This window comes from Sphingomonas sp., from assembly GCF_035490575.1.
Taxonomy (GTDB): domain Bacteria; phylum Pseudomonadota; class Alphaproteobacteria; order Sphingomonadales; family Sphingomonadaceae; genus Sphingomonas.
Genome location: NZ_DATJLI010000144.1, coordinates 1 through 25,026, shown reverse-complemented (window position 1 = coordinate 25,026; position 25,026 = coordinate 1). Strand labels below are relative to the sequence as shown.

At 66.0% G+C, this 25,026-nt stretch carries 22 protein-coding genes; 10 read left to right on the top strand and 12 right to left on the bottom strand.

The genetic code is table 11. The features are described from left to right. Positions 1 to 43: 43 nt before the first annotated feature. On the bottom strand, positions 44 to 1,633 hold the full coding sequence (locus VL973_RS10695) for a class II 3-deoxy-7-phosphoheptulonate synthase (RefSeq protein ID WP_325284004.1): 1,590 nt from the start codon (positions 1,631 to 1,633) through the stop codon (positions 44 to 46). Between the two features lie 139 nt (positions 1,634 to 1,772). Between VL973_RS10695 and VL973_RS10690 the strand changes: the two genes are divergently transcribed. The 8 genes from VL973_RS10690 to VL973_RS10655 all read left to right on the top strand — a co-directional run bounded on the left by VL973_RS10690 (position 1,773) and on the right by VL973_RS10655 (position 9,776). After that, positions 1,773 to 3,266: a circularly permuted type 2 ATP-grasp protein gene (locus VL973_RS10690; RefSeq protein WP_325284003.1), complete on the top strand. Its 1,494-nt coding sequence runs from the start codon at positions 1,773 to 1,775 to the stop codon at positions 3,264 to 3,266. A 16-nt stretch (positions 3,267 to 3,282) separates the two neighbouring features. Next, on the top strand, positions 3,283 to 4,218 hold the full coding sequence (locus VL973_RS10685; protein ID WP_325284007.1) for an alpha-E domain-containing protein: 936 nt from the start codon (positions 3,283 to 3,285) through the stop codon (positions 4,216 to 4,218). Further along, complete coding sequence (locus tag VL973_RS10680) at positions 4,218 to 5,021, top strand: transglutaminase family protein (RefSeq protein WP_325284002.1); 804 nt, start codon at positions 4,218 to 4,220, stop codon at positions 5,019 to 5,021. Before VL973_RS10685 ends, VL973_RS10680 begins: the two co-directional genes overlap by 1 nt. A gap of 348 nt (positions 5,022 to 5,369) precedes the next feature. Beyond that, positions 5,370 to 6,620: a lipoprotein-releasing ABC transporter permease subunit gene (locus tag VL973_RS10675; protein WP_325284001.1), complete on the top strand. Its 1,251-nt coding sequence runs from the start codon at positions 5,370 to 5,372 to the stop codon at positions 6,618 to 6,620. Next, the gene (locus tag VL973_RS10670; RefSeq protein ID WP_325284000.1) at positions 6,613 to 7,287 is read left to right on the top strand and encodes an ABC transporter ATP-binding protein; all 675 of its coding nucleotides are present in this window, start codon (positions 6,613 to 6,615) and stop codon (positions 7,285 to 7,287) included. Before VL973_RS10675 ends, VL973_RS10670 begins: the two co-directional genes overlap by 8 nt. Further along, positions 7,284 to 7,769: a glutathione peroxidase gene (locus VL973_RS10665; protein WP_325283999.1), complete on the top strand. Its 486-nt coding sequence runs from the start codon at positions 7,284 to 7,286 to the stop codon at positions 7,767 to 7,769. Before VL973_RS10670 ends, VL973_RS10665 begins: the two co-directional genes overlap by 4 nt. Before the next feature lie 43 nt (positions 7,770 to 7,812). Next, positions 7,813 to 9,456, top strand: coding sequence for a DNA polymerase III subunit gamma/tau (locus VL973_RS10660; RefSeq protein ID WP_325283998.1), 1,644 nt, complete (start codon positions 7,813 to 7,815; stop codon positions 9,454 to 9,456). Then, entirely contained in the window at positions 9,453 to 9,776 is a 324-nt protein-coding gene (locus tag VL973_RS10655; protein ID WP_325283997.1) for a YbaB/EbfC family nucleoid-associated protein, read from the top strand. Before VL973_RS10660 ends, VL973_RS10655 begins: the two co-directional genes overlap by 4 nt. A gap of 5 nt (positions 9,777 to 9,781) precedes the next feature. Here VL973_RS10655 and VL973_RS10650 read toward each other — a convergent pair whose 3' ends face one another. The 4 genes from VL973_RS10650 to mutS form a co-directional block, all read right to left on the bottom strand. After that, complete coding sequence (locus VL973_RS10650; protein WP_325283996.1) at positions 9,782 to 10,939, bottom strand: glycosyltransferase; 1,158 nt, start codon at positions 10,937 to 10,939, stop codon at positions 9,782 to 9,784. Between the two features lie 56 nt (positions 10,940 to 10,995). Continuing rightward, positions 10,996 to 11,424 (bottom strand): OsmC family protein, encoded by a 429-nt coding sequence (locus tag VL973_RS10645; protein WP_325283995.1) that lies wholly within the window; start codon positions 11,422 to 11,424, stop codon positions 10,996 to 10,998. 97 nt (positions 11,425 to 11,521) lie between these two features. Further along, a complete protein-coding gene (locus VL973_RS10640) occupies positions 11,522 to 11,836 on the bottom strand; it encodes a glycine zipper 2TM domain-containing protein (RefSeq protein WP_325283994.1) in 315 nt (104 codons plus the stop codon). 145 nt (positions 11,837 to 11,981) lie between these two features. Beyond that, the gene (gene mutS / locus VL973_RS10635) at positions 11,982 to 14,564 is read right to left on the bottom strand and encodes a DNA mismatch repair protein MutS (RefSeq protein WP_325284006.1); all 2,583 of its coding nucleotides are present in this window, start codon (positions 14,562 to 14,564) and stop codon (positions 11,982 to 11,984) included. 169 nt (positions 14,565 to 14,733) lie between these two features. Here mutS and VL973_RS10630 point away from each other — a divergent pair, with 169 nt between their 5' ends. Both VL973_RS10630 and VL973_RS10625 read left to right on the top strand, forming a co-directional pair. Further along, the gene (locus VL973_RS10630) at positions 14,734 to 16,992 is read left to right on the top strand and encodes an NADP-dependent malic enzyme (protein WP_325283993.1); all 2,259 of its coding nucleotides are present in this window, start codon (positions 14,734 to 14,736) and stop codon (positions 16,990 to 16,992) included. Positions 16,993 to 16,997: 5 nt separating this feature from the next. Further along, complete coding sequence (locus VL973_RS10625) at positions 16,998 to 17,645, top strand: peptidylprolyl isomerase (protein WP_325283992.1); 648 nt, start codon at positions 16,998 to 17,000, stop codon at positions 17,643 to 17,645. A gap of 2 nt (positions 17,646 to 17,647) precedes the next feature. On the opposite strand, the gene VL973_RS10620 is transcribed toward VL973_RS10625, so the two are convergent. The 7 genes from VL973_RS10620 to VL973_RS10590 all read right to left on the bottom strand — a co-directional run. Further along, positions 17,648 to 18,193, bottom strand: coding sequence for an SAM-dependent methyltransferase (locus tag VL973_RS10620; protein WP_325283991.1), 546 nt, complete (start codon positions 18,191 to 18,193; stop codon positions 17,648 to 17,650). After that, complete coding sequence (locus tag VL973_RS10615) at positions 18,190 to 19,539, bottom strand: APC family permease (protein WP_325283990.1); 1,350 nt, start codon at positions 19,537 to 19,539, stop codon at positions 18,190 to 18,192. The genes VL973_RS10620 and VL973_RS10615 overlap by 4 nt, the downstream gene beginning before the upstream one ends. Before the next feature lie 70 nt (positions 19,540 to 19,609). Continuing rightward, positions 19,610 to 21,382 carry a cation:proton antiporter domain-containing protein gene (locus tag VL973_RS10610; protein WP_325283989.1) on the bottom strand — a complete coding sequence of 591 codons (1,773 nt, stop codon included), beginning with the start codon at positions 21,380 to 21,382 and terminating at the stop codon, positions 19,610 to 19,612. Between the two features lie 63 nt (positions 21,383 to 21,445). Beyond that, entirely contained in the window at positions 21,446 to 22,048 is a 603-nt protein-coding gene (eda, locus tag VL973_RS10605; RefSeq protein WP_325283988.1) for a bifunctional 4-hydroxy-2-oxoglutarate aldolase/2-dehydro-3-deoxy-phosphogluconate aldolase, read from the bottom strand. Then, complete coding sequence (glk, locus tag VL973_RS10600; protein WP_325283987.1) at positions 22,048 to 23,013, bottom strand: glucokinase; 966 nt, start codon at positions 23,011 to 23,013, stop codon at positions 22,048 to 22,050. The genes eda and glk overlap by 1 nt, the downstream gene beginning before the upstream one ends. A 19-nt stretch (positions 23,014 to 23,032) precedes the next feature. Beyond that, positions 23,033 to 24,853 (bottom strand): phosphogluconate dehydratase, encoded by a 1,821-nt coding sequence (gene edd / locus VL973_RS10595; protein ID WP_325283986.1) that lies wholly within the window; start codon positions 24,851 to 24,853, stop codon positions 23,033 to 23,035. Then, the coding region (locus VL973_RS10590) for a 6-phosphogluconolactonase (RefSeq protein ID WP_325284005.1) at positions 24,853 to 25,026 on the bottom strand (174 nt) is incomplete at its 5' end. The genes VL973_RS10590 and edd, both read right to left, overlap by 1 nt.

Here is a 25,026-nt window from a genome sequence, read left to right as displayed (position 1 = left end):
GGTTTGCCCCGCGCAACGACACAACCGGGGATTTACAAGCGCGTCAAGCAGCAGCCTTTTTCCGCTCCGCCAGTTCCTTGTTGAGCATTTCGGCCAGCAGAAAGGCCAGCTCGATGCTTTGCCCCGCATTCAGGCGTGGGTCGCAGTGCGTGTGATAGCGGTCGGCCAGCGCCTGTTCGCTGACCGCGATGGCGCCGCCGGTGCATTCGGTCACGTCCTGCCCCGTCATTTCGGCATGGATCCCGCCGGCATGAGTGCCCTCTGCCCGGTGCACGGCGAAAAAGCCGCGGACTTCGTCGAGGATACGGTCGAATGGCCGCGTCTTGTATCCGGTCGCTGCCTTGATCGTGTTGCCGTGCATCGGGTCACAGCTCCAGACGACCGGATGCCCCTCCCGCTTCACGGCGCGGACCAGCGCGGGCAGGTGCGCCTCGATCTTGTCATGGCCATAGCGAGTGATGAGCGTCATGCGACCCGGCACGCGGTGCGGATTGAGCGTGTCGAGCAACCGCAGCAGCGCGTCCGGCTCAAGGCTCGGCCCGCATTTCATACCGATCGGGTTGCCGATGCCGCGCAGGAATTCGACATGCGCCGAACCTTCGAAACGGGTGCGGTCGCCGATCCACAGGAAGTGCGCGCTGGTGTCATACCAGTCGCCGGTCAGCGAATCCTGTCGCGTCAGCGCCTGCTCATAGGGGAGCAGCAGCGCTTCATGGCTGGTATAGAAATCGGTGCGTGCCAACTGGGGCACGGTTTCGGGATTGATCCCGCACGCCTCCATGAACTCCAGCGCTTCGCCGATCCGGTCGGCGACATCGGCATAACGCTGCGACCAGGGGCTGCGACCCATGAAATCGAGCGTCCACTTATGCACCTGATGCAGATTGGCATAACCGCCCTGCGCGAACGCACGCAGCAGGTTCAGCGTTGCCGCCGACTGCGAATAGGCGCGCAGCAACCGGCCCGGATCGGGCACACGGCCTTCGGGGGTGAAGGCGATGTCGTTGACATTGTCGCCGCGATAGCTGGGCAGCTCGACGCCGTCGATCACCTCGGTCGGGGCCGAGCGCGGCTTGGCGAACTGACCCGCCATGCGGCCCAGCTTCACTGTCGGCAGCTTTGACGCAAAGGTCAGGACGACCGCCATCTGCAGAATGACGCGAAACGTGTCGCGGATGTTGTTCGGGTGGAACTCGGCAAAGCTCTCCGCGCAGTCGCCGCCCTGCAACAGGAACGCGTGCCCCTCCGCCACGCGGCCCAGTTCGGCGGTCAGTTGCCGCGCTTCGCCCGCGAAGACGAGCGGCGGGAAACGGCCCAGTTCGGCAGTGGTCGCCGCCAGCGCATCCGGGTCGGGATAATCGGGCATCTGGCGCGCATCGGCCGACTGCCAGCTTGTGGGGGACCAGCGACCCATTTCATTCTCCATGTTGCGAGCGGTCACGAACCAGTCGGCGTGATGGGCAATGCCGTTGCCGGCGATCTGGTTGACGATCGGCGCGGCGGCGCGCTTCCCGTCTTCTTCCCAGCCCTGAACCGTGCTGCCGGGTGCGCCATACCATGCACCGAACGCCGCACGGCTGATGCCGCGTTGATCGCGAAAGCGGCGGATTTTCAAACCAGCAAGTGTCGTCATATCCTCGCTTTTACGCCAACAGGGTAAAGTGCTCAACCCCAAAAGGGTAACTGCAATAATCATGCGCCTGGCCCTTGTGCGGCGCAACAACGCGCGGCACCATGCAACCATTAACCGAACTCGAGCATTACGAGGGTCGATGGGGGATATACGCGCGTTCGATGAGATATGGGGCCATGGCGGCCCGGCAAATCCGCGTGAAGCGCTAGCGGCGCTCGCCCGATGGATTGTCGAGACGCCCGGCGACGAACTGGCGCGCCGGTCGGAAGCGGCCGAATATACCTTCCGGCAACTCGGCATCACCTTCGCCGTCTATGGCGATCGTGAAGCGGCAGAACGGATCATCCCCTTCGATATCGTCCCCCGCGTGTTCCTGGCACAAGAATGGGCGCGCCTGTCCGAGGGGCTGGTCCAGCGGGTTGAGGCGATCAATGCGTTTCTGGACGATATCTATGGTGAACGCCGCATCCTGAAGGATGGCGTGCTGCCCGCCGACATCGTGCTTCGCAATCCGCAATTCCGCCCCGAAGTGGTCGGCATCCGCCCGCCGCACGGCATCTGGGCGCATATCTGCGGCATCGATCTGGTGCGAACCGGGCCGGACGCTTTCTTCGTTCTCGAGGACAATGCGCGCACGCCGTCGGGCGTGTCCTACATGCTGGAAAACCGCGAGGCGATGATCCGGCTGTGTCCCGAACTGTTTCGCAAATATCGGGTGGCGGCGGTCGACAGCTATCCCGATCGTCTGCACGAAACGATGCGATCGGTGGCGCCGGCGGGGGCGGGCAGCCGCCCGGTGTGTGTCGTGCTGACGCCGGGGCATTTCAACAGCGCCTATTACGAACACAGCTTTCTGGCCGATTCGATGGGCATCGAACTGGTCGAGCCGGCCGATCTGGTTGTCGATGACGACGTGGTCTGGATGCAGACCATTGCGGGGCGGGTGAAGGTCGATGTGATCTATCGCCGGATCGATGACGATTATCTCGATCCCGTCGTGTTCAGACCCGATTCGCTATTGGGTGTGCCGGGCCTGATGTCCGCTTATCGCGCCGGCAACGTCACGCTCCTGAACGCACCGGGCAACGGCATCGCCGACGACAAGGCGATCTATAGCTATATGCCTGAAATCGTGCGCTATTATTCGGGTGGTGAGGCAAAGCTCCCCAATGTCGAGACATGGCGTTGCCGCGAGCCGCAGGCGCTGAAATATGTGCTCGACCACCTGCCCGAACTGGTGGTCAAGCTGGTCGACGGATCGGGCGGCTATGGCATGTTGGTCGGCCCGACGGCGAGCAGCGACGAGATCGAGCGGTTCCGCGCCGCCCTGATTGCCGAGCCGCATCGCTATATCGCGCAGCCTACGCTGGCGCTGTCGACCGTGCCGACGCTGAGCGAGAGCGGACTTGCGCCGCGACATGTCGATTTCCGCCCCTTTGTCCTGACCGGGCGCAACGGGGTTCAGGTGGTGCCCGGCGGCCTGACGCGCGTGGCGCTGCGCCAAGGGTCGCTGGTCGTCAATTCCAGCCAAGGCGGCGGCACCAAGGACAGTTTCGTGCTGATGCCCGATCCGGCCACGGTGCAGGGGCAGGAACAGGACGCGATGATGCAGCGCCAGGCGTTGCTGGGTTGAGGGAGCGGCCATGCTGATGCTCTCTCGCACCGCCGCCTCGCTCTACTGGCTGGGCCGATATGTCGAACGCGCCGATTTCATCGCCCGGCTGGTCGAGGCAACGGTGCGGCTCGACGCACTGTCGGCGACGCCCGCCGGGGAGGCGGCGTGGCAAAGCGCGCTGCGCGTCACCTATAATGACGGGGCTTTCGCAGAAACCGGGGCGCCGATCGATCAGGCGAATGTCGCGCGGTTCCTGACGATTGATGCCGGTCATGGCGGCTCGATCGTCCAGTGCCTGGACATGGCGCGCAACAATGCCCGCGCGGTTCGCACCGCACTGACGCGCGAAGCCTGGACCGCGATCAATCGTGCATGGCTGATCTTCAATTCGCGGATGCGTCCCGGCAATGCGATGGCGACGCTCAATCTGGTCGAAGCGGTCAAGGCCGAAACCCGCGGCTTTGAAGGCGCGGTGATGCGGATGATGCGGAACGAAGCCGTCTGGTTCATCCGCCTGGGCGCCGCGATCGAGCGTGCGGACAATACCGCGCGACTGATCGACGTAAAATATCACCTGCTGTTGCCCGAAGGCGAACAGGTGGGCGGCGTGGTCGACCGGGATCAGTGGACGACGATCCTTCAAACCGTGTCCGCCGTCACCGCCTATCGCTGGCTCTATGCCGACGGGTTGAAGCCGGGGCTGGTCATCGACCTGTTGCTGACGCGGCCCGAACTGCCCCGGTCGCTGGCGGCATGTGTCGAGGAGACGGTCGAGATGCTGGGCCTGCTGGGCAAGCGCACCGGGCTTCAGGGCGGGGCGGATCGCATGGCGCGCGCGCGTATGGCGCGGATGCATCGCACGCGCAGCCATGAAGTCATCCTCGGCGGTCTGCACGAATGGCTGGCCGGTTTCATCGAGGAGAACACCGCACTTGACCGCGCCATCGCCCAGCAATTCAGGTTCATCTGATGCGGATCATTGTCGAGCATCGCACCCGTTATCGCTTCACCGAGCCGCAGACCCGGCTGATCCAGTTGTTGCGGATGACGCCCGACGACACCGATGACCAGACGGTCGTCGCATGGTCGATCGATGTCGATTGCGATGCGCGCCTGCGCGAAAGCCGCGACGGTTTGGGCAATCGCCAGACGATGCTCTATGCCGACGGGCCGCTGGATGGCATCGAGATCAGTGTGCGTGGAGAGGTGTTGACCGGCGAGCCACAGGGGTTGCTGCGCGGCATGGCCGAGCCGCTGCCGCCGACATTTTACCTGCGCGAATCCGAGCGCACGATGCCCGGTGCGGCACTGGCCGCGTTTGCCCGCGACGCGCTGGACGGAGGTGCGATCGACCTTGACGCCATCGTCCGGTTCTCGCGGTCGCTTGGCGATCGGCTGACCGGCGTGGAGGGCGAAACGCTGCGTGACGCGGCAACCGTGTTCGACAGCGGGACGGCCAGCGCGCGGGAAGTGGCCCAGGCCATGGTCGCCGGACTGCGCGCTGCCGAGGTGCCGTCGCGTTATGTCGGTGGCTATCGTCAGGACGAAAGCCAGAGTTGCGCGCCGCACGGCTGGGTCGAGGCGTTTGTGCCCGATCAGGGGTGGTGCGCGATCGATCCGTCGCGCGGCGCCTTGATCGATGACCGCTATGTGCGCGTGGCGATCGGCATCGACACGGCGTCGGCCGCGCCGGTCGCCGGATCGCGGCTGGGTGCGGGCGAGGAAAGCCTGGATGTCGCACTGATCGTCGCCCAGGCAAACGGGCAGGACTGACTTCGCACGCACTTCGCACGGTTTTTGCCACAGGCCTAAACGGCAAACGCCCGGACCGCTTGAGCAGCCCGGGCGCCTGCGTGACGATCGCTCGTCAGCCCCCTAATATGGTTCCGTCCACACGCCATTGACCTTACGTCAAGGCGGGACTGAAACCTCCCCGAACCACGGCCTGTTTGCCTGAGCTTCGTGAAATCTTGGTAAGCGTGCGGCCGATTGATGTCATTCGGAAACCGGCACGGCGCGGCAGAATCGCTTAACCCTGTGTTCATTGGGCAACACGCCTGATTGCACGTCGGCGCAACGCTGCTAAGGCGGGCGCATCCTCCTGTTCCCAAGGGTTCCCGCATGATCCTTTCGCGCTATGAGCGCATGATCGCCCGGCGCTATCTGCTCCCCGGCCGGGGTGAGGCGTTCATCTTTCTGGTCGCCGGCATCAGCCTGGTCGCGGTGATGCTGGGCGTGGCCGCTTTGGTGATCGTCATGAGCGTGATGAACGGCTTTCGGGCCGAGCTTTTCGACAAGATCGTGGGGCTGAACGGCCATGCGGTGGTGCAGGGCTATGCCGGACAACTGCGCGACTGGCGACAGGTGCTGGACGATGCCCGCGCAACCCCCGGCGTCACCAGCGCGACCCCGCTGATCGAACAGCCGTTGATGACCGACTTCAACGGCCGCACCGAAGCGGTGATCCTGCGCGGGATGCGCGTTCAGGACATTCGCACCAATCCGACCATCCGCGACAATGTGGTGGTCGGATCGCTGGCATCGCTGACCGATGGCAGCGGCAATATCGCGGTCGGTTCCCGGCTGGCGCAATCGCTGGGCGCGACAGTGGGCAGCGAGATTTCGCTCATCAGCTTTCAGGGGGTCGCGACCCCGATGGGCACGGTGCCGCGCATCGTTTCCTATCGCATCGGCGCGATCTTTGAAGTCGGTGTCTATGATTACGACAAGGCATTCGTCATCATGCCGATGGCCGATGCCCAGACGTTGCTGCTGATGGGCGATTCGGTCGGCATGATCGAGATCGACACGGTGGACCCCGACCGGGTGGAGGAGATCCTGCAACCGCTGGCTGTGAAGGTGGGGTCGCGCGGCGTGCTGAACGACTGGCGCCGGCTGAATTCCGAAATTTTCGAGGCGTTGCAGGTCGATCGGCTGGTGACGTTCACCGTGCTGTCGATCCTGATCCTGGTGGCGGTGTTCAACATCCTGTCATCGCTCATCATGCTGGTCCGCGCTAAGACCCGCGATATCGCGATCCTGCGGACGATGGGGGCAACGCGACAGGGGTTGATCCGCATCTTCGTCACCGTTGGCACGACGATCGGCTCGCTGGGGATCGTCGCCGGGCTGACCCTGGGCTTCATCCTGCTTTATTTCCGGCAGGGGGTGCTGGGCTTTCTGGGATTCGTGACCGGACAGGAGATATGGGACCCGTCGATGCGATACCTGACCGAATTGCCGTCCAAGACCGATCCGGTCGAGGTCGCGGGCATTGCGTTGATGGCATTCGTGTTCAGCTTCCTCGCGACGCTTTACCCGGCATTCAAGGCGGCGAGCACCGATCCCGTGCAGGTGCTGCGTTATGAGTGAGCCGGTTCTTCAGACGCTCGCCTTGCAGCGCAGTTTTCGCCAGGGCGGCCAGACGATCGAGGTGCTGCGCGGCATCGACCTGGACGTGGCCCCCGGTGAGATCGTCGCGCTGCTCGGTCCATCGGGATCCGGCAAGTCGACGCTGTTGCAGGCGGTCGGCCTGTTGGAAGGCGGGTTCGAAGGCTCGATCCGTATCGTGGGACAGGAAGTGACGAAGCTGAGCAGCGCCGAGCGCACCGTGGTGCGCCGCGACCGGCTGGGCTTCATCTATCAGTTCCACCACCTGCTGCCCGATTTCACCGCGATCGAGAATGTCGAGCTGCCGCAACTGATCCATGGCGCGGCAAAAGCGGCTGCCATCGAACGGTCCGGCCATTTGCTGTCGGCGCTGGGGCTGGCGGCGCGGCTGACGCACCGGCCGAGCCAGTTGTCGGGTGGCGAGCAGCAGCGGGTGGCTGTTGCCCGTGCGCTGGCCAATCGCCCCGCACTGGTGTTGGCGGACGAGCCGACCGGCAACCTGGACGAGGCGACCGCCGATATCGTGCTGGCCGAGTTTCTGCGTCTGGTGCGCGGCGAAGGATCGGCGGCGCTGGTCGCAACGCATAACGAACGGCTGGCGGCGCGGATGGACCGCGTTGTCCGCCTGCACGACGGGGTGCTGGCATGACCGACCTGTATACCGCGCCCGTCACCGCCCCCGATGGCAGCCAGACCGACCTGTCGGCATGGCGCGACCATGTGATGCTGATCGTCAATGTCGCGTCGAAATGCGGGTTCACACCGCAATATGCCGGACTGGAATCGCTGTATCGCGCCCATGGGGGGAAGGGGCTGGTGGTGATCGGCTTTCCCTGCAACCAGTTCGGCGGCCAGGAACCGGGATCGGCGGCGGAAATCGCCAGCTTCTGCTCGACCAGCTATGACGTCACCTTTCCGATCATGGGCAAGGTCGATGTCAACGGACCCGATGCGGCGCCGGTCTGGCGCGTGCTGAAAAAGGCCGCGCCCGGATTGCTGGGCAGCGAAGCGATCAAATGGAACTTCACCAAGTTTCTGGTCGATCGTCAGGGGCGGGTCGCGGGACGCTATGCTCCCACCACTACACCACAGGCGATCGAGGCGGACATCCAGCAACTGCTTCAGCGTTGATCGCCCCTATCGTCGTGAGCCGGAACGCCCTAGATTGGCGGTGATGGACGATATGAGTTTCGACCTGGGCGAACCGCCCGCGCCGCCCCCGGCGGAGGCGTATCGCGTGCTGGCACGCAAATACCGGCCGCAAAGCTTCGATGCGCTGATCGGGCAGGATGCGATGGTCCAGACGCTGGGCAACGCGGTCCGCCGTGATCGGCTGGCGCACGCGTTCCTGCTGACGGGTGTGCGCGGTGTCGGCAAGACATCGACCGCGCGCCTGATCGCCAAGGCGCTGAATTGCATCGGTCCCGATGGGCAGGGCGGTGCGACGATCGACCCATGCGGCGTGTGCGAGCCGTGCCGCGCGATTGCTGAGGGGCGTCATATCGACGTGATCGAAATCGACGCCGCGTCGAACAACGGCGTCGACAGCGTGCGCGAGATGACCGAGGCAGTGCGCTATGCCGCGGTGTCGGCGCGCTACAAAATCTACATCATCGACGAAGTGCACATGATGTCGAAGCCGGCGTTCAACGCGCTGCTCAAGACGCTTGAGGAACCGCCCGCGCACGTCAAGTTCCTGATGGCGACGACTGAAGTCGACAAGGTGCCGATCACGGTCCTGTCGCGGTGCCAGCGTTTCGACCTGCGCCGCATTCCGGCGGAGAAGCTGGCCGCGCATTTCGCCCATGTGGTCAAGGCGGAGGGGTTCGAGGCCGAGCCGGAGGCGCTGGCGCTGATCGCACGCGCGGCAGAGGGTTCTGCGCGCGACGGTCTGTCAATCCTCGATCAGGCGATTGCCCATGCCGGGATCGAAGGCGGCGGCGTGCGTGCCGATGCCGTGCGCGAGATGCTGGGCCTGTCCGACCGGGGTGCGATGCGCGCGCTGTTCGCGCTGTTGCTGGCGGGGGAGTCGGCGGAGGCGCTGGCGGCGCTTCGGCGGCAATATGATCTGGGCGTCGATCCGCAGGCCGTGCTGCGCGCGCTGATGGAAACCACCCACGGCATCACGCTGGCAAAGGTCGGCACGGCGACCGACATGGCGCAACCCGTCGAGGAGCGCGAAGCACTGGCCGAATGGGCGTCGCGGTTGTCCTTCCCGGTCCTTCACCGCCTGTGGCAATTGCTGCTCAAGGGGCATGAGGAAGTCGGACGCGCCGCAATGCCGATCGAAGCGTGCGAAATGGCGTTGCTGCGCGTCATTCATGCTTCGCAACTGCCTGATCCGGGCGAATTGGCGCGGCAGATTCGCGAAGGTGGCGGGGCGGACGATGCCGGGCAGGCGAAATCGGCCCCGGCGCCCGCATCCGCGCCTGTCGCGGAAGCGCCCGCCTTGCCCACAACGCTTGAGGCGATCCGCGATACCCTTGCCGGCACCGGCCGCCATGCCCTGTCAGAGGCGTGGCGCAATCACGCGCGGCCGGTTCGGATCGCGCCGCCCGAACTGGAATTGTCGAACGCCCGACCGCTGCCGTCCGACTTCGCGCGCGAATTGATGGACGCGCTGAAACAGGCGACGGGCGCGCGCTGGCGCGTGACGATCAGCGACGCGCCGGGCGCCGCGTCGCTGCGCGAAGTGGAACTGGCCGACGATGAAGCGTTTGAACGATCGGTGCGCGAAAGCCCGATCGTCGCGGCGACCCTTGCAGCATTTCCCGGCAGCGAACTTGTCGGGCCGAAGAACAGACGGAGTTTGGCATGAAAAATCTAGATGACATCATGGCGATGGCGCAGAACGTCCAGAACGAACTGGAGAAGGCGCAGGCCGCACTCGACACGATCGAGGTCGAGGGCGCGTCGGGCGGTGGGCTGGTCAAGGTCCGTGCGACCGCGAAGGGCCGGATCATCGGTGTCGACATCGACGATTCGCTGATGAAGCCTGAGGAAAAGGGCGTGCTGGAGGATCTGGTCGCCGCCGCGTTCAACGACGCGCGGGCCAAGGCCGATGCCGCCAGCTCGACCGAAATGTCGAAGATGACGGCGGGCATTCCGCTGCCGCCGGGCTTCAAGCTGCCGATCTGATCGGCTCAGCCGACCAGCGATGCCAGATGCTGGCGCAAGGTCAGGGCGTTGCGTTCCCAGGTGAATCGGCGGGCGGCGGCGCGAACCGCCTGTCGGTTGGGGGCGGCGGCGAGCATTTCGAGGATTCCCGCTGCGATGCCGTCGACGCTGCGCTCGACAATGCGTCCAGCTTCGGCACGGTCGACGACCTCGCGTGCGCCGCCCGCGTCGGGGATGACGACGGGCGTGCCGCTGGCCAGCGATTCGACCCACGCGTTCGCCAGCCCTTCCGATGCCGATGCCAGCGCCATGACGTCGGCGGCAGCCAGCAGCGACGGCAGTTCGTGATGCGCGACTGATCCGAGCAGGCGCACCCGGTCGCTGACGCCCAGTCCGTCGATCTGTGCCTGCAGCCGCGCGCGCCCGGGGCCTTCGCCCGCGATCTGCAACGACACGTCGGGAATGCGGGCGACGGCCTCGATCACCAGGTCATGCCCCTTGCGTGGAATCAGCGCACCCACCGACACCACCAGCGGCCCGCTTATGCCGATGCGCTGGCGTGCCTGATCGTCAGGTGCGAACCGCGTCTGATCGACACCGGTATGATGCACGCGGATGCGATCCGCCGACATCCCGATCGCGATCATGTCATCGCGCATCGCCGAACTGACCGCCAGCAACCCGTCCGCCGCCCGGCCCGCCGCCAGCACGCCCGCCGCGGTTGCGGGGGCGTGGCCCCAATGATGGATATCGGCGCCGCGCGCCTTGATCGACACGGGCACGTCGAAACGCCGGCCCAGCGCCACCGCCGCCACGCCATCGGGAAAGAAGAAGGACGCGTCGATCACGTTGAATGTGAAATCGCGACGTATTGCCGTCAGCACCGGGACCAGCGCACGCTCCAGCATCGCCGGGTGAAAGCGGCCGCCGGTAGCGGGCAGATTGAGGAAGCGCGGGCGGCGCATGGCCAGCCCCTTCCAAATCTCGCGCACCGGCAAGCGAGATAAGGCGGCATAATGGGGCGATCTCGACAGCGGAAAGGGCGGCAACCCGATCGGCACGACCACCCGGACTTCTGTGTCGGGCAGCGCGGCAAGGCCGAGCGTCTGCCGCTCGACGAACACGCCGAAATTGGGACGGGTCTCGTCGGGGAACAAGCTCGATAGGGTCAGGACGCGCAGCACGCGCGGGGGTGTAGCGCGGGAAGGTTAAAGCATCACGCCACCCGCCCGCGCCCGTGTCATGCGTTCAGCCGGTGTTCAAGCGTGATTTCGGCGTTCAGCAGTTTGGAAATCGGGCAGTTCGCTTTTGCCTCGCTCGCGATGCGCTCGAACTCGGCGGCGTCGATGCCGTCGACCCTGGCATCGAGCGACAGGTCGGAGCGTGTGACCTTGAACCCGTCGCCATCCTTTTCCAGCTTCACCTTGGCTGTTGTTTCAAGCGTGCCGTCGCTGTGCCCCGCCTGGGCCAGCGCAAAGCTGAGCGCCATGGTGAAGCAGGATGCGTGCGCGGCGGCGATCAATTCTTCGGGGTTGGTGCCTGCCTCATCCTCGAACCGGGTGGTGAAGCCGTAAAACTGGTCCTTCATCACGCCCGACTGAAGCGACACATGGCCGCGACCGGCCTTGCCAAAGCCTTCATATTTCGCGCTTGCGCTGCGAGTGGTCATCGGTTCGATCTCCATTTGCGGGGGGAATGACGCCGGACAAACGAAAAGGGCGGACAAAGGATGCCCGCCCTTTCCGTATTTCTGTGGCAAGCGCCGATCAGCGGCAGCGCTTGCTCGTCGAACGCTCAACCTCGCGACCGGCGAGCGCACCGGCACCGGCACCCAGCAGCGTGCCCAGCGTCCGGTCGCCACGCGTATCGATCGTGCGACCGACCAGTGCACCTGCGACGCCGCCGATCACCAGACCCGTCGTGCCATCGGGCTTGCGGCAGTAACGGCGACCGTCGCGACCGCGCCATTCGCGATACTGGCTGCGCTTTTGCGCCGATGCTTCGGCCTTGGTTGTCGGAACGATCGTCGCAGCGGGGACCAGCAGGCCGGTGGCCGCCAGGGCCATCATGAAATTACGCATATCCAGAACTCCCATTCTTCTGAAACCTTGTCGTCTGAACACCGGGGAAAAGCGAAAGTTTCATGAACGAAACGTTCAGTTTTTTCCGGCGTCCGAACGATGCGTGTTTATCTGCATCAAGCTGAACCGGGTGTGGGCGCGCGGTTCATCTGGGCGAAGGATCAGCAGCCAGCCCCTTCAGGCGATAAAGCGCATCCAGCGCCTCACGCGGGGAAAGCGCGTCGACGTCGATCCGCGCGAGTTCGTCGCGCAAGGCATCCGCCGCCTGCGCTTCCTGTTCTGCGGCGGCGACGAACAGGGGCAGGTCGTCCAGACCGGCGGCCAGCCCACCCGTTTTCTGGCGCCCCGCCTCCAGCTTGGCGAGCACCGCTTTCGCGCGCGCGATCGTCGCCGGGGGCAGCCCGGCCAGCCGCGCGACCGCCAGTCCATAGCTGCGATCCGCCGGGCCGGGCGCGAGTTCATGCAGCAGCACCAGCTCGCCCTTCCACTCGCGCGCGCGGACGTGATGCAGGCGCAGCGCCTCACACCGTTCGGCCAGCCGCGTAAGTTCGTGATAATGCGTGGCGAACAGGCAGCGGCAGCGATTTACCTCATGGATCGCCTCTACCACGGCCCAGGCGATGGCGAGGCCGTCATAAGTGGAGGTTCCGCGCCCCACTTCGTCCAGAATGACGAAGCTGTTGGGTCCGGCCTGGGACAGGATGGCGGCGGTTTCCACCATTTCGACCATGAAGGTCGACCGGCCCCGCGCCAGGTTGTCCGACGCGCCGACACGGCTGAACAAACGGTCGACCAGCCCCAGCCGGGCGCGCGTCGCGGGGACATAGCTGCCCGCCTGCGCCAGCACCGCGATCAGCGCATTCTGGCGCAGGAAAGTCGATTTGCCGCCCATGTTCGGACCCGTGACCAGCCACAGGCGTGAATCCTCGCTGAGCACGCAATCATTGGCGACGAAGCGTTCGCCGGTTCGCGCCAATGCCGCCTCGACTACCGGATGGCGGCCCCCCTCGACATCGAAACAGGCATGGTCGACCAGATCGGGACGTGCCCAACCGCCCTCGGCCGCGCGTTCGGCCAGGCCGGTGGCGACATCGAGCCGGGCCAGCGCATCGGCGGTTGCGGCGATCGCTTCGCGCCGCTCAAGCGCGGTTTCGGTCAGCGTCTCCAGATGCGACGCCTCCGCCGCCAGCGCATGGTTTCCCGCCTGGGTAACGCGCATCGCGACTTCGTGCAGTTCGGGCGCGTTGAAGCGAACGACGCCGGCCAGCGTCTGGCGATGGGTAAAGCCGCTATCCTCCGACATCAATTTGTCGGCGACGCGGGCGGGCACTTCGACATGATAGCCGAGCACGCCATTGTGGCGGATCTTGAGCGCCGAAATGCCGGTGCGGGTGCGGTAATCGGCCTCCAGCGCGGCGATACTGCGTCGCCCGCCCGCACCCGTCGCGCGCAGGTCGTCAAGCGCGGGATCGAACCCCTCGGCAATATAGCCGCCCTGCGCCGTTTCGATCGGCGGGCTGGGGACCAGTGCGCGCTGGAGCAGATCGATCAGCGGCCCGTGCCCCTGCAGGCGCGGCGCGATTTCGGTGAGCAGTGGCGGCGGTGCCGCCAGTCCGCCCAGCGTCTCGCCCAAATGCCATGCAGCGTCCAGCCCGTCGCGTAACTGGCCCAGATCACGCGGGCTGCCGCGCCCCGCGACCAGCCGGCCGAGCGCGCGCCCGATATCGGGCAGCGCGCGCAGCTTCACCCGCACGCTATCGCGCAGGCCGCCTTCGTCGTGGAATCGCTGCACCAGATCCAGTCGCGCGGCGATTGCCCCGGCATCCATCAGCGGTGCGGCAATGTCGGCGGCCAGCAACCGCGCGCCGGCGCCGGTGACGGTGCGGTCGACCGCATCCAGCAGGCTGCCCGCGCGCGAGCCGGCCTGGGTCTGGGTCAGCTCAAGGCTTTCGCGCGTCGCCGCGTCGATCGCCATCGTCGCACCATGCGGGTGCAGCACCGGCCGGCGCAGAAAGGGCAGGGCGCCCTTGGCCGTATGCTCCAGATATGCGACCAGACCGCCCGCCGCCGACAGGCCCGCGCGCGTGAACGCCCCGAACCCGTCGAGCGTCGCCACGCCGTAAAGCGCCCTGAGCCGCGCTTCACCGCCCGCGCTGTCGAACTCGCCGCGCGGGCGCAGCACGGTGGCGTCGAATGCCGCGCCCTCCGCCGCGACCACTTCCGCCGGGGACAGGCGGGCGAGCATGGCGCCCAGGCCCGTGGCGTCGGTTTCGAACAGCTCGAACCGGCCCGTCGATACATCGGCGGCGGCGACCGATACCGCGTTGCCCGCTTCGCCAACCGCGACGCACCAGTTCGCCGCGCGCGCATCGAGCAACGCTTCCTCGGTCAGCGTGCCTGCCGTCACCAGCCGCACGATCGCGCGCGCGACCAGCGCCTTGGACCCGCCGCGCTTCTTGGCCTCCTCCGGGGTTTCGATCTGTTCGGCGATGGCGACGCGGTGCCCCGCCTTGATAAGCCGCTGGAGATAGGCAGTGGCGGCGTGCACGGGGACGCCGCACATCGGCACCTTTTCACCGTCATGTTCGCCGCGCGCGGTCAGCGCGATGTCCAGCACCCCGCTGGCGACGCGGGCATCGTCAAAGAACAGCTCGAAAAAATCGCCCATGCGATAGAACAGCAGGCAGTCGCCGGCTTCGGCCTTGAGCGACAGATATTGCGCCATCATCGGCGTGGCGGCGGTCATCGGGCGGCAGCTTTGGGCGGAATACGACGGAAACGGGGCATGGGGCGGTTCTTAGGTCGCGCGCGCAGACTTGCCTAGCATGGCTTGCAGTCCGCGAGCGGAGCGGCCAAGAGCCGTAACGTCATTCCTGCCCCAAGGAGCCGCGATCAGCATGACCGATACACCCGCCGACCAGTTTACCGAACGCGAAGCGCTGCGCTTCCATGCCGAAGGCCGGCCGGGCAAGATCGAGATCATCGCGTCCAAGCCGCTGACCACGCAGCGGGACCTGGCGCTGGCCTATTCGCCGGGCGTCGCCGTGCCGGTCAAGGCGATCGCCGAGGACCCGGCGCTTGCCTATGACTATACGGCAAAGGGAAATCTGGTCGCCGTCATCTCGAACGGCACGGCGATCCTGGGCCTGGGCAATCTGGGCGCGCTGGCATCCAAGCCGGTGATGGAAGGCAAGGCGGTGCTGTTCAAGCGGTTCGCCGACGTCGATTCGATCGATATCGAGCTGAAGACCGAGGATGTCGACCGCATCATCGACGCGATCGAGCTGATGGAACCGACGTTCGGCGGCATCAACCTTGAGGATATCAAGGCGCCCGAATGCTTCATCATCGAACAGACGCTGCGCGAACGGATGAACATTCCGGTCTTTCACGACGACCAGCACGGCACCGCGATCATCACTGCGGCGGGCCTCATCAACGCGTGTCTGCTGACCGGACGGCGGTTGTCGGACATCAAGGTTGTCGTGAACGGCGCGGGCGCGGCGGCGATTGCGTGCACCGAATTGATGAAGGCGATGGGCGTTCGCCATGACAATGTGCTGATGTGCGACCGCACCGGCGTGATCCATGTCGGGCGTGAAGGCGTCAACCAGTGGCAGTCGGCCCATGCCGCCGACACCGATCGCCGCACCCTGACCGAAGCGCTGCACGGCGCCGACGTGTTTCTGGGCCTGTCCGCCGCAGGTGCGCTCAAGCCGGAAATGGTCAAGGACATGGCGCCCGCGCCGATCATCTTCGCGATGGCCAATCCCGAACCGGAAATCCGTCCCGAACTGGCCAAGGCCGCGCGGCCCGACGCGATCATCGCGACCGGGCGGTCAGATTATCCGAACCAGGTCAACAATGTCATCGGCTTCCCGTTCATCTTTCGCGGCGCGCTCGACGTGCGGGCGACGGGGATCAACGACGCGATGAAGATCGCCGCCGCCAACGCCATTGCCGAACTGGCGCGCGACCGCGTGCCCGACGAAGTGGCGGCGGCTTATGGCGTGCAGCACAGCTTCGGCCCCGAATACATCATTCCCGCACCTTTCGACCCGCGCCTGATGGAGCTGGTGTCGGCGGCGGTCGCCAAGGCGGCGATGGACTCGGGCGTGGCCACGCGCCCGATCCTCGACATGACGGCCTATCGCCAGCAATTGCGCGCCCGCCTTAACCCGACGACGTCGGTCCTGAGCCTGGCATATGAAGGCGCGCGTGCGCGACCGCGCCGGGTGATCTTTGCCGAGGGCGAGGAAGAAGTCGTGCTGCGCGCGGCAATCGCCTTCCGCGACGGCGGCTATGGCACGCCCGTGCTGGTCGGCCGCGACGATGTGCACGATCGCCTGAAAGCACTCGGCGTCGCCGACCCCGAGAGTTTCGAGTTGCATAACAGCCGCGTGTCGCCGCTGGTCCCGGCGATGGTCGATTTCCTGTATGACCGGCTGCAGCGCCGTGGCTTCCTGCGCCGCGAATGCGAGCGGATGGTCAATCAGGACCGCAATATCTTCGGCGCGCTGCTGCTCCAGTTGGGCGAGGGCGACGTGATGATTACGGGCGTGACGCGCGCCTATGCCCAGTCGATGCGCGAGATACGCCGCGTCATCGACCCCGCACCCGGCCGCACGCCGTTCGGGATGCATGTGCTGGTCGGGCAGACGCATACCGTGTTCATCGCCGACACCACCGTCAACGAACGGCCCACTGCCGAGGAACTGGCCGATATTGCGGAAGCATCGGCGCAGGTCGCGCGCCGCATGGGGCATGAGCCGCGCGTGGCCTTCCTCAGCTATTCCACCTTCGGCAATCCCGAAGGCAAGTGGCTCGACAACATCCGGGCGGCGGTTCACGCGCTTGAGGAGCGTAAGCCGGGCTTCGAGTTCGAGGGCGAAATGTCCCCCGACGTGGCGCTGAACGCCAAGCAGCTCGCGAATTATCCGTTCGCGCGCCTGTCGGGCCCGGCCAATGTGCTCATCATGCCGGGTCTGCAATCGGCGAACATTTCGGCCAAGCTGCTGCGTGAATTGGGTGGTGACAGCATGATCGGCCCGATGCTGATCGGCATGGAAAAGAATGTTCAGATCGCGCCGATGACATCGACGCCGAGCGATCTGGTGACGCTGGCGGTGTTGGCGGCGGGGGGCATGGCGCGCTGACGGCGATGTTCTCGCGGCGAAGGCTGATTGCCGGGGGCGTGGCGCTGCTTGCGGTGCCACGCGCAGCGCTGGCGCGTGAACCGGCGGTGGTGCGTGTGCGCTTCGTCACAGCGGCGGGCAGCTTCATCGTCGCGCTCGATACCCGGCGTGCGCCGGCAACGGCGGCCAATTTCCTTGCATATGTCGATGACGAGCGGTTCGACGGCACCAGCTTCTATCGCGCCGCCCGGTCGAAACGGGTGCCGGGAACCGGCTTTGTCCAGGGCGGCATCCGCACCGATGCGCGCCGCATCCTGCCGCCCTTTCCGCTGGAGACGACCGCGCAGACCGGCCTTCGTCACGTTGACGGCACGATTTCGATGGCGCGCGGGGCGACGGCCGATGCGGCGGGGGGCAATTTCTTCGTCTGCATCGGCGATGCGCCGCACATGGATGCGCGACCCGGATACAAGGGCTATGCCGCGTTCGGAAAGGTGATCGCCGGGATGCCCGTTCTGAAACGCATCCTCGCGGTGCCGACCGGCGGCGGGTTCGATTCGATGAAGGGCCAGATGATCCTGAAGCCGATTCCGATCATCCGCGCCGTTCGCATGGATGGTCGCAAGCGCCCGACCGGACGCCCGCGACCCTGGCTGTTGATCCCGAAGCGCTGAAATCAGCGCGCGGGCACGCGCCACAGATAGATGCGCCGCCCGTCGATATCGCGCTCCGCCTCCGGCTCCCAATCGCCCATGCGGAAAGCGTGGCTGACAATGCGCGTGCCGGGCTTGAGCTGCATCAGCCGGGGCCGCAGCTTTTCGTTGAGCGAGTCGAGCAGATACAGCGTGACGACCGACGCATCGGAGAAATCGGTGGTGAAGATGTCGTCCTGCTTGATCGTCACCTTGCCTTCGACGCCCTGCGCCTTCACGTTGGCCTGCGCTTCCGCGATGCGTTCGGGGTCGATGTCGATTCCGGTCGCCTTGACGCGGTTGCGCTTGACGGCGGCGATCGGAATGCGTCCGTCGCCCGAGCCGAGATCATACAGCACGTCGCCGTCCTTCAGTTCGGCGAGGTCGAGCATCGCGCTCACGACTTCGGGCGGGGTGGGGACATAGATCACGTCAGGGGTTCGCGACGGCGCGGCTTGCGTCGCGGCGGTCTGTGCAACGGCGGGACTGGCGGCCGCCGCCAGCAGGGCAATAAGCATCAACGGCTTCATGGCAGGCTCTCCTCATCATGCGGCTTCAGGAACAGCAACAGGATCGCACCCGCCGCCAGCACCGCGCACCCGGCCAGTGCGCCCCAGCCGGTATAGGCCAGGCTCGACCACAGCAGATAAGCGGTCGTCGCGCAAAAGATCGCGGGGGTGACAGGGTAAAGGGGCACGCGAAACGGACGTTCGGCATCCGGCATCCGGCGACGCAGGAGGAACAGCGCCACGCCCGTCAGTAACAGGAACAGCCAGAAAACCGGCGCGGTATATTCGACGACGAGTGAGAAACCGTCCCGCGCAAAGGCGCCGCCGACGACCAGCAGAAGCGCGATCGCCGCCTGGGCGATCAGCGCGTTGCCGGGCGTATCACGCTGCACGTTCCACCGGCCGAGCCATGAAAGCTGGCGATACTGGCGACCGATCGCGCAACTGGTGCGTGCGCCGGTGATCGCGGTCGCGTTGGCCGATGTCAGCGCGGCGATCGCGACAGCGGCCGCGATGATGCCCGCGCCTGCCGGGCCAAAGGCGGCGCCCGCCACTTCGGCGGCAACCGCGTCGCTGGCGGCCATGCCCGCGAGGCCCAGTGCATTGAGGAAAGCCAGGTTGGCAAGGACGTAAAGCACGGTAACGGCGATCAGCCCGCCCACCATCAACCAGGCGATCCGGCGTCGGTCGCCGCGAACCTCAGCCGACAGATAGGCCGCTTCGCTCCACCCGCCATAGGTCAGTAGAACGAAAACCAGCATCAGGCCCAGCGCGCCGCCGCCCGATCCGCCGGGTGCGGATGTCGCCGTTGCCGGTTCGGCCATGAACCCGGCGACGATCAGCAACATCAGTCCGCCCACTTCCGCCAGCGTCAGCCAGCGCTGCGCGGCGGCGCCTTCGCGGATGCCCATCCAGTTGATCGCGCTGATGACCAGCACCGCCGCCGCTGCCCACAAGCTGGAGCCGACCGGCCCCAACGGCACGAGCGTCTGGAGATAGTCGCCGCAGACATAGGCCAACAGTGCCAGCGATCCGGTTTGAATGACGGTCAGGCGCGCCCAGCCGTAAAGAAAGGCAATGCGTTGCCCATAGGCGCGGCCGAGGAAATGATAATCGCCGCCCATGTGCGGAAACGCCGCCGCCAGTTCGGCATAGCATAAAGCGCCGATGATCGACAGGACGCCGCCGGCGACCCAGGTGGCGATCAACAACGTCTCGTTGCCTGCAAGACCAGCGACCAGCGCCGGGGTTCGAAAAATCCCCGCCCCGATCACAATGCCGACGACCATCGCGATCAGGTCCAGCGCGCCCAATGTGGGGCGTGGCCGTCCAAGCGATTCCGCTTTCGGGGATGTCAGGTCATGCACGCAAAGGCCTTGCCGCGACGATCAGGTTGCAACGGGCAGCGCGCCGATACGGTTCCGTGTTCCTGTCGCATCATGTCCCGGCCTGTCGCACGCGGCGGATGCGCGGTTCCCGCTCGATCCCGGCGGCATCACGGATCGCGCGGCGCATCTCGTCGCGCTTTTCGTGAATCGATGCGATGACCGGACCGACCGCTACGCCCAGATCGACCAGCAGCGCTTCGGACAATTGCAGCGAGCTTTCCAGTGCTTCGGGCACTGCATCCGTGGCCCCCGCTTTATATAGCGCGGCGGCGTGGCTGGAATCGCGTGCGCGCACGATTATCGGCAGGGTCGGCACCCACCCGCGCACCCGGCGGGTCAGACGCACGCTGAGCACCGGATCGTCCATGGTGATGACCAACGCCTTGGCATGGCCCAGGTTCAGGCGGTCGACCATGTCCGAGCGTGCGACATCGCCGAACTGGACGTTGAAGCCCTCTCGGCGCGCCGCTGATACGGCATCGATATCCGCGTCGATCGCGACATAGGGCTTGTCATGCGCGCGCAGCATTTCGGCAATCGTGCGGCCCACGCGGCCAAAGCCGACGATGACGGTTCCGTGCTCGACGGCTTCGACCTCAGGCGGCTCTGGCTCGCCGCCGATACGCGATTCGATCCGCCGCGCAACCATGCGCCCGCCCTTTGCCAACAGCGGGGTAATCGTCAGGCCGATCGCGGTGACGGTCGTCCAGAAGGTCGCCGTCGACGGCTGGATCAGGCCCGCGGCCCCCGCCGCACCCATGACGATCAGCGTGGTCTCCGACGGACTGGCCATCAGCACGCCCGTTTCGGCGGCGACGCCCGGACGCGTGCCCGACAAGCGCAACAGCAGCATGGTGACGATCGCCTTGACCGCCATGACGCCGGTGATCGCCAGCAGCAGCTCGGGCCAGTATCGCGCGACCAGCCGCAGATCGAGGGCCATGCCGACCGAAATCAGGAACACGCCCAGCGCCAGTCCCTTGAACGGCGCGGTGATGGCGTCGACTTCCTCATGATACTCGGTTTCGGCGATCAGCAGCCCGGCGAGCAGCGCACCGACGATGGGTGACAGTCCGGCGGCAGCGGTGGCAAGGCTGGCGACGATGACCACCAGCAGACTGGCGGCCAGAAACAGTTCCGGGCTTTTGGTGCGCGCAGCCTGACCGAACATGCGCGGCAGCGTGAAGCGCCCGGCAAGGTAGAGCGCCACAACGGTCACGCCGCCCGCCAGCGCGACATCGGCCAGCCCGTTCCACCCCTCCTCGGTGGCGGTCGGCGCGAGTGCGCCGAGCATGAAGATGATCGGGACCAGCGCCAGATCCTCGAACAGCAGCATCGCGAACGCGCCGCGCCCGATCGCGCTGGTCGTGCCCGCGATCGGCAGGACGAGCGCGGTCGATGACAGCGCAAGCGCCAGCCCCAGCCCGATGGCCCCGCCCCAGGCCTGCCCCATCAAATTCAGGGCAAAACCGATCACCAGACCGGAGATCAGCAGTTCGGCGGCGCCCAGCCCGAACACCTGCGTTCGCATCGCCCATAACCGCTTGAACGACAGCTCCAGACCGATCGAGAAAAGCAGCAGGATGATGCCAAACTCGGCGAAAGGCTCAATCGCCTCCGTGTTCGATATCGTGACGAAATAGAGCCAAGGGTAACGGTCGACCAGCGAGCCGAGTGCGTTCGGCCCGACAAGGATGCCGACCAGGATGAAGCCGATGACGGGGCTGATCTTGAACCGGGCGAATGCCGGAATGACCAACCCTGCCGAACCGAGGATCACCAGGGCGTCGGAAAGCCCGCTGTTGCGTATGTCGAGCGCCATGCCACCTCTTTAGGCACGGCAAGCGCCCGATGTCAGCCGCGAATGATCCTTACGCGCGCGAAATCAGCGCGAGAGGCGCGCCGCCGCGCTGGCGCGGGCTTCGACATCGGCCATGCTGCCGCCCGTCACCCAACTGCCGCCCACGCACAGCACGCGGTCGAACGCCAGCCAGTCGGGCGCGGTCACTTCGGAAATGCCGCCGGTGGGGCAGAAACGCGCTTCGTGGAAGGGGGGCGACAACGCCTTCAGCGCCTTCAGCCCGCCCGATGTTTCGGCGGGAAAGAATTTGAAATGGCGCAGGCCAAGTTCGTAACCGCGCATGATGTCGCCTGCCGTCGCCACGCCGGGCAGGAACGGCACGCCCGATGATACGATCGGCTCGCCAAGCCGTTCGGTCAGGCCGGGGGAGACGATGAATTCGCTACCCGCCGCCATTGCCTGTTCGAACTGCTGCGTCGATACGACGGTGCCCGCGCCGACGATCGCGCCGTCGACCTTTTTCATCTCCGCGATCGCATCGAGCGCGGCGGGGGTGCGGAGCGTCACTTCCAGCACCTTCAGGCCGCCTTTGACCAGCGCCTCGGCCAGCGGCCGGGCGGTGGCGGCATCATCGATCACCAGCACCGGTATGACCGGGCTGGTCCGCATGATCTCCTCGATCGTCATTACATATGCTCCTGCGCGAAAGCGGCTGCCGCACCATAAAGGCCGGGCTGGGGATGGGTGATGAGCTTGACGGGGATCGCGTTCATCAACGTCTGGAACCGGCCTTTGGACACGAAACGCTGGCCAAAGCCCGAATTGAGCAGATGATCCTTGAGGCGAAGGCCCAGGCCGCCCGCGATCACGACGCCCCTTGGCCCGTGCGCCAGCGCCAGATCGCCCGCCGTCGCGCCGAGCGCGAGGCAGAAACGGTCGAGCGCGGCCGATGCCAGGCTGTCCTTGCCCTCGAACGCCAGCGTCCAGATCGTCTTGTCGTCGATCTGCCGGATCGACTTGTCCTCGATCTCGGCCAGCGTTTCGTAAATCGCCTTGATGCCGGGACCGGAACAGACACGTTCGACCGACACGCGGGTAAAGGTCTTGCGAAGCCGCTTGAGCAGCGCATCCTCGATCCCGTCAAGGGGCGCGAAGTCCATATGCCCGCCCTCGGTCTCGATCACATGGTAACGCTCGCCCGTGCGGAACACCTGGGCGACGCCAAGGCCGGTGCCGGGACCGCAGACGGTCAGCGAACCGCGGTCAGGCAACGGCGCGTCGGGACCGCAGACATGGATGAAATGTTCGTCGGGCAATTGCGCGACCGCATGTCCGACCGCGCCGAAATCGTTGATAAGCGTCCAGTCATCGACCTCCAGCCGCTCGCGGATCAGCGGCGGGCGGATGATCCACGGATTGTTGGTCAGCTTGATAAGGTCGGGATTGATCGGCGACGCCACGGCAATCGCGGCGGCGCGGGGAAGGGGCCGCCCGGCCATCGCGGCAAACCCCTGCCAGGCCAGTTGCAGGCTGCCATGCTCGGCGGTCTTTTGCGTGACCGGTTCGTCCATGTGGACGACACGCCCGCCTTCCACCTCGGCAATGGCGAAGCGGGCATGGGTGCCCCCGATATCGACTGCGACGACTTCCATGTCTCTCCCTCTCAGCCGATCAAAGGCCGGCGGCGGCAAGCATCGCGCTCGCGCCCTTCTCGGCCTCGTCCGCGCCCTGGTTCATCATGCGGAACAGTTCGCGGCCGGTGCCGTCCGCCATGGGGACCGCATCCACCAGCGGGCGGGCGTCCCACTCGGCCACGTCGACCAGTGCTTCCAGCACCCCCGCTTCGGCATCCAGCCGAACCATGTCGCCATCGCGCAGCTTGCCAACCGGGCCACCGCCCAATGCCTCTGGCGACAGGTGGATGGCGGCGGGCACCTTGCCGCTGGCGCCGGACATTCGACCGTCGGTGACAAGCGCGACGCGGAAGCCGCGATTCTGGAGCACGCCAAGGGGCGGCGTCAGCTTATGCAGTTCGGGCATTCCGTTCGCTCGCGGTCCCTGGAACCGGACCACCACCACCACATCGCGATCGAGTTCGCCCGCCTTGAACGCTTCCTGCACCTCTGCCTGGGTCGAAAAGACGCGTGCCGGCGCCTCGATGCTCCAGCGGTCGCGGTCGACCGCCGACACCTTGATACAGGCGCGGCCCAGATTACCCGTCAGGATACGGAACCCGCCCTCCGGCGCGAACGGTGCGTCGATGGTCCGCACGATGCTGTCGTCACCGGGCTGCGCGGGCAGATCGGACCAGACGAGCCTGTCGTCCTCGATCACCGGCTTGCGGCCATATTGGGCCATGCCGCCGTCAGCGATCGTCAGCACATCGTCGTGCAGCAGGCCGCCCTTGAGCAGTTCGCGAATGACGAAGGGCGGGCCACCCGCGTCCTCGAACCCGTTCACATCGGCCGATCCGTTGGGATAGACGCGCGTCAGCAGAGGCACCGCCTTGGACAGCGCGTCGAAATCTTCCCAGTTGATGCTGACGCCCGCCGAACGCGCAATCGCGGGCAGGTGGATCAGGTGGTTGGTCGACCCGCCCGTCGCCAGCAAAGCGACGGCGGCGTTAACAACCGCGCGTTCGTCGACGCAGTGGCCGATGGGGCGGTAATCATCGCCGCCCCAGCCGATCTGCGGCAACCGCTGCACCGCCGCGCGCGTCAATTCCTGGCGCAGTTTGGTGCCCGGATTGGCAAAGGATGCGCCGGGGACGTGCAGCCCCATTGCCTCCATCATCATCTGGTTCGAATTGGCAGTGCCGTAAAAGGTGCAGGTGCCCTTGCCGTGATAAGCGGCGATTTCGGAATCGAGCAGTTCCTCCCGCGTGGCCTTGCCCTCGGCATAGCGTTCGCGAACGGCGGCCTTGTCCTTGTTGGGCAGGCCCGATCGCATCGGCCCCGCGGGAACCAGCACCATCGGCAGATGCCCGAAACGCAGCGCGCCGATCAGCAGGCCGGGCACGATCTTGTCGCAGATGCCCAGCAGCGCCGCGCCCTCGAACGTGCGGTGGCTGAGCGCGATTGCGGTTCCCAGCGCAATGGTGTCGCGGCTGAACAGCGACAATTCCATGCCCTGATACCCTTGCGTCACGCCGTCGCACATAGCGGGCACGCCGCCCGCAACCTGCGCCGTCGCGCCCGCTTCGAGCGCCCAGACCTTCATTTGTTCGGGATAACGGTAATAGGGCGCGTGCGCCGACAGCATGTCGTTATAGGCGGTGACGATGCCGATGTTCATCGCCGTCCCGTCCTTCATCCGATCGCGCTGCTCGTCGGTCCCGGCATAGGCATGCGCGAGATTCGCGCAGCCCAGCTTGGGCCGGTCGAACCCCGAATCGCGCTCCCGCTCGATCAGGTCGAGATAGGCGCGGCGCTGGCGGCGCGAGCGGTCGCGGATGCGGTCGGTGACGGCGGCGATGGTCGGATGGAGAGGCATCAGGCGCTCCAGTGAATGTCGACGGGCAGTTCGGCATCGGCCAGCACCCGGCCGATGGGGTAGGGGGAGCCAGCACCCTCGGCGATGGCGGCTTCGATCACGTCGCGCTTGGCCTGTCCGGTGACGGCGATCATCACCGCCTTGGCCGATACGATGGCGGCGCGGGTCAGCGA

Bases quoted from the DNA above. Each gene is read 5' to 3' on its own strand.
- VL973_RS10695 (WP_325284004.1), bottom strand. From the start codon at position 1,633: ATGACGACACTTGCTGGTTTGAAAATCCGCCGCTTTCGCGATCAACGC.
- VL973_RS10690 (WP_325284003.1), top strand. From the start codon at position 1,773: ATGGGGGATATACGCGCGTTCGATGAGATATGGGGCCATGGCGGCCCG.
- VL973_RS10685 (WP_325284007.1), top strand. From the start codon at position 3,283: ATGCTCTCTCGCACCGCCGCCTCGCTCTACTGGCTGGGCCGATATGTC.
- VL973_RS10680 (WP_325284002.1), top strand. From the start codon at position 4,218: ATGCGGATCATTGTCGAGCATCGCACCCGTTATCGCTTCACCGAGCCG.
- VL973_RS10675 (WP_325284001.1), top strand. From the start codon at position 5,370: ATGATCCTTTCGCGCTATGAGCGCATGATCGCCCGGCGCTATCTGCTC.
- VL973_RS10670 (WP_325284000.1), top strand. From the start codon at position 6,613: ATGAGTGAGCCGGTTCTTCAGACGCTCGCCTTGCAGCGCAGTTTTCGC.
- VL973_RS10665 (WP_325283999.1), top strand. From the start codon at position 7,284: ATGACCGACCTGTATACCGCGCCCGTCACCGCCCCCGATGGCAGCCAG.
- VL973_RS10660 (WP_325283998.1), top strand. From the start codon at position 7,813: ATGGACGATATGAGTTTCGACCTGGGCGAACCGCCCGCGCCGCCCCCG.
- VL973_RS10655 (WP_325283997.1), top strand. From the start codon at position 9,453: ATGAAAAATCTAGATGACATCATGGCGATGGCGCAGAACGTCCAGAAC.
- VL973_RS10645 (WP_325283995.1), bottom strand. From the start codon at position 11,424: ATGACCACTCGCAGCGCAAGCGCGAAATATGAAGGCTTTGGCAAGGCC.
- VL973_RS10640 (WP_325283994.1), bottom strand. From the start codon at position 11,836: ATGCGTAATTTCATGATGGCCCTGGCGGCCACCGGCCTGCTGGTCCCC.
- mutS (WP_325284006.1), bottom strand. From the start codon at position 14,564: ATGATGGCGCAATATCTGTCGCTCAAGGCCGAAGCCGGCGACTGCCTG.
- VL973_RS10630 (WP_325283993.1), top strand. From the start codon at position 14,734: ATGACCGATACACCCGCCGACCAGTTTACCGAACGCGAAGCGCTGCGC.
- VL973_RS10625 (WP_325283992.1), top strand. From the start codon at position 16,998: ATGTTCTCGCGGCGAAGGCTGATTGCCGGGGGCGTGGCGCTGCTTGCG.
- VL973_RS10620 (WP_325283991.1), bottom strand. From the start codon at position 18,193: ATGAAGCCGTTGATGCTTATTGCCCTGCTGGCGGCGGCCGCCAGTCCC.
- VL973_RS10610 (WP_325283989.1), bottom strand. From the start codon at position 21,382: ATGGCGCTCGACATACGCAACAGCGGGCTTTCCGACGCCCTGGTGATC.
- eda (WP_325283988.1), bottom strand. From the start codon at position 22,048: ATGACGATCGAGGAGATCATGCGGACCAGCCCGGTCATACCGGTGCTG.
- glk (WP_325283987.1), bottom strand. From the start codon at position 23,013: ATGGAAGTCGTCGCAGTCGATATCGGGGGCACCCATGCCCGCTTCGCC.
- edd (WP_325283986.1), bottom strand. From the start codon at position 24,853: ATGCCTCTCCATCCGACCATCGCCGCCGTCACCGACCGCATCCGCGAC.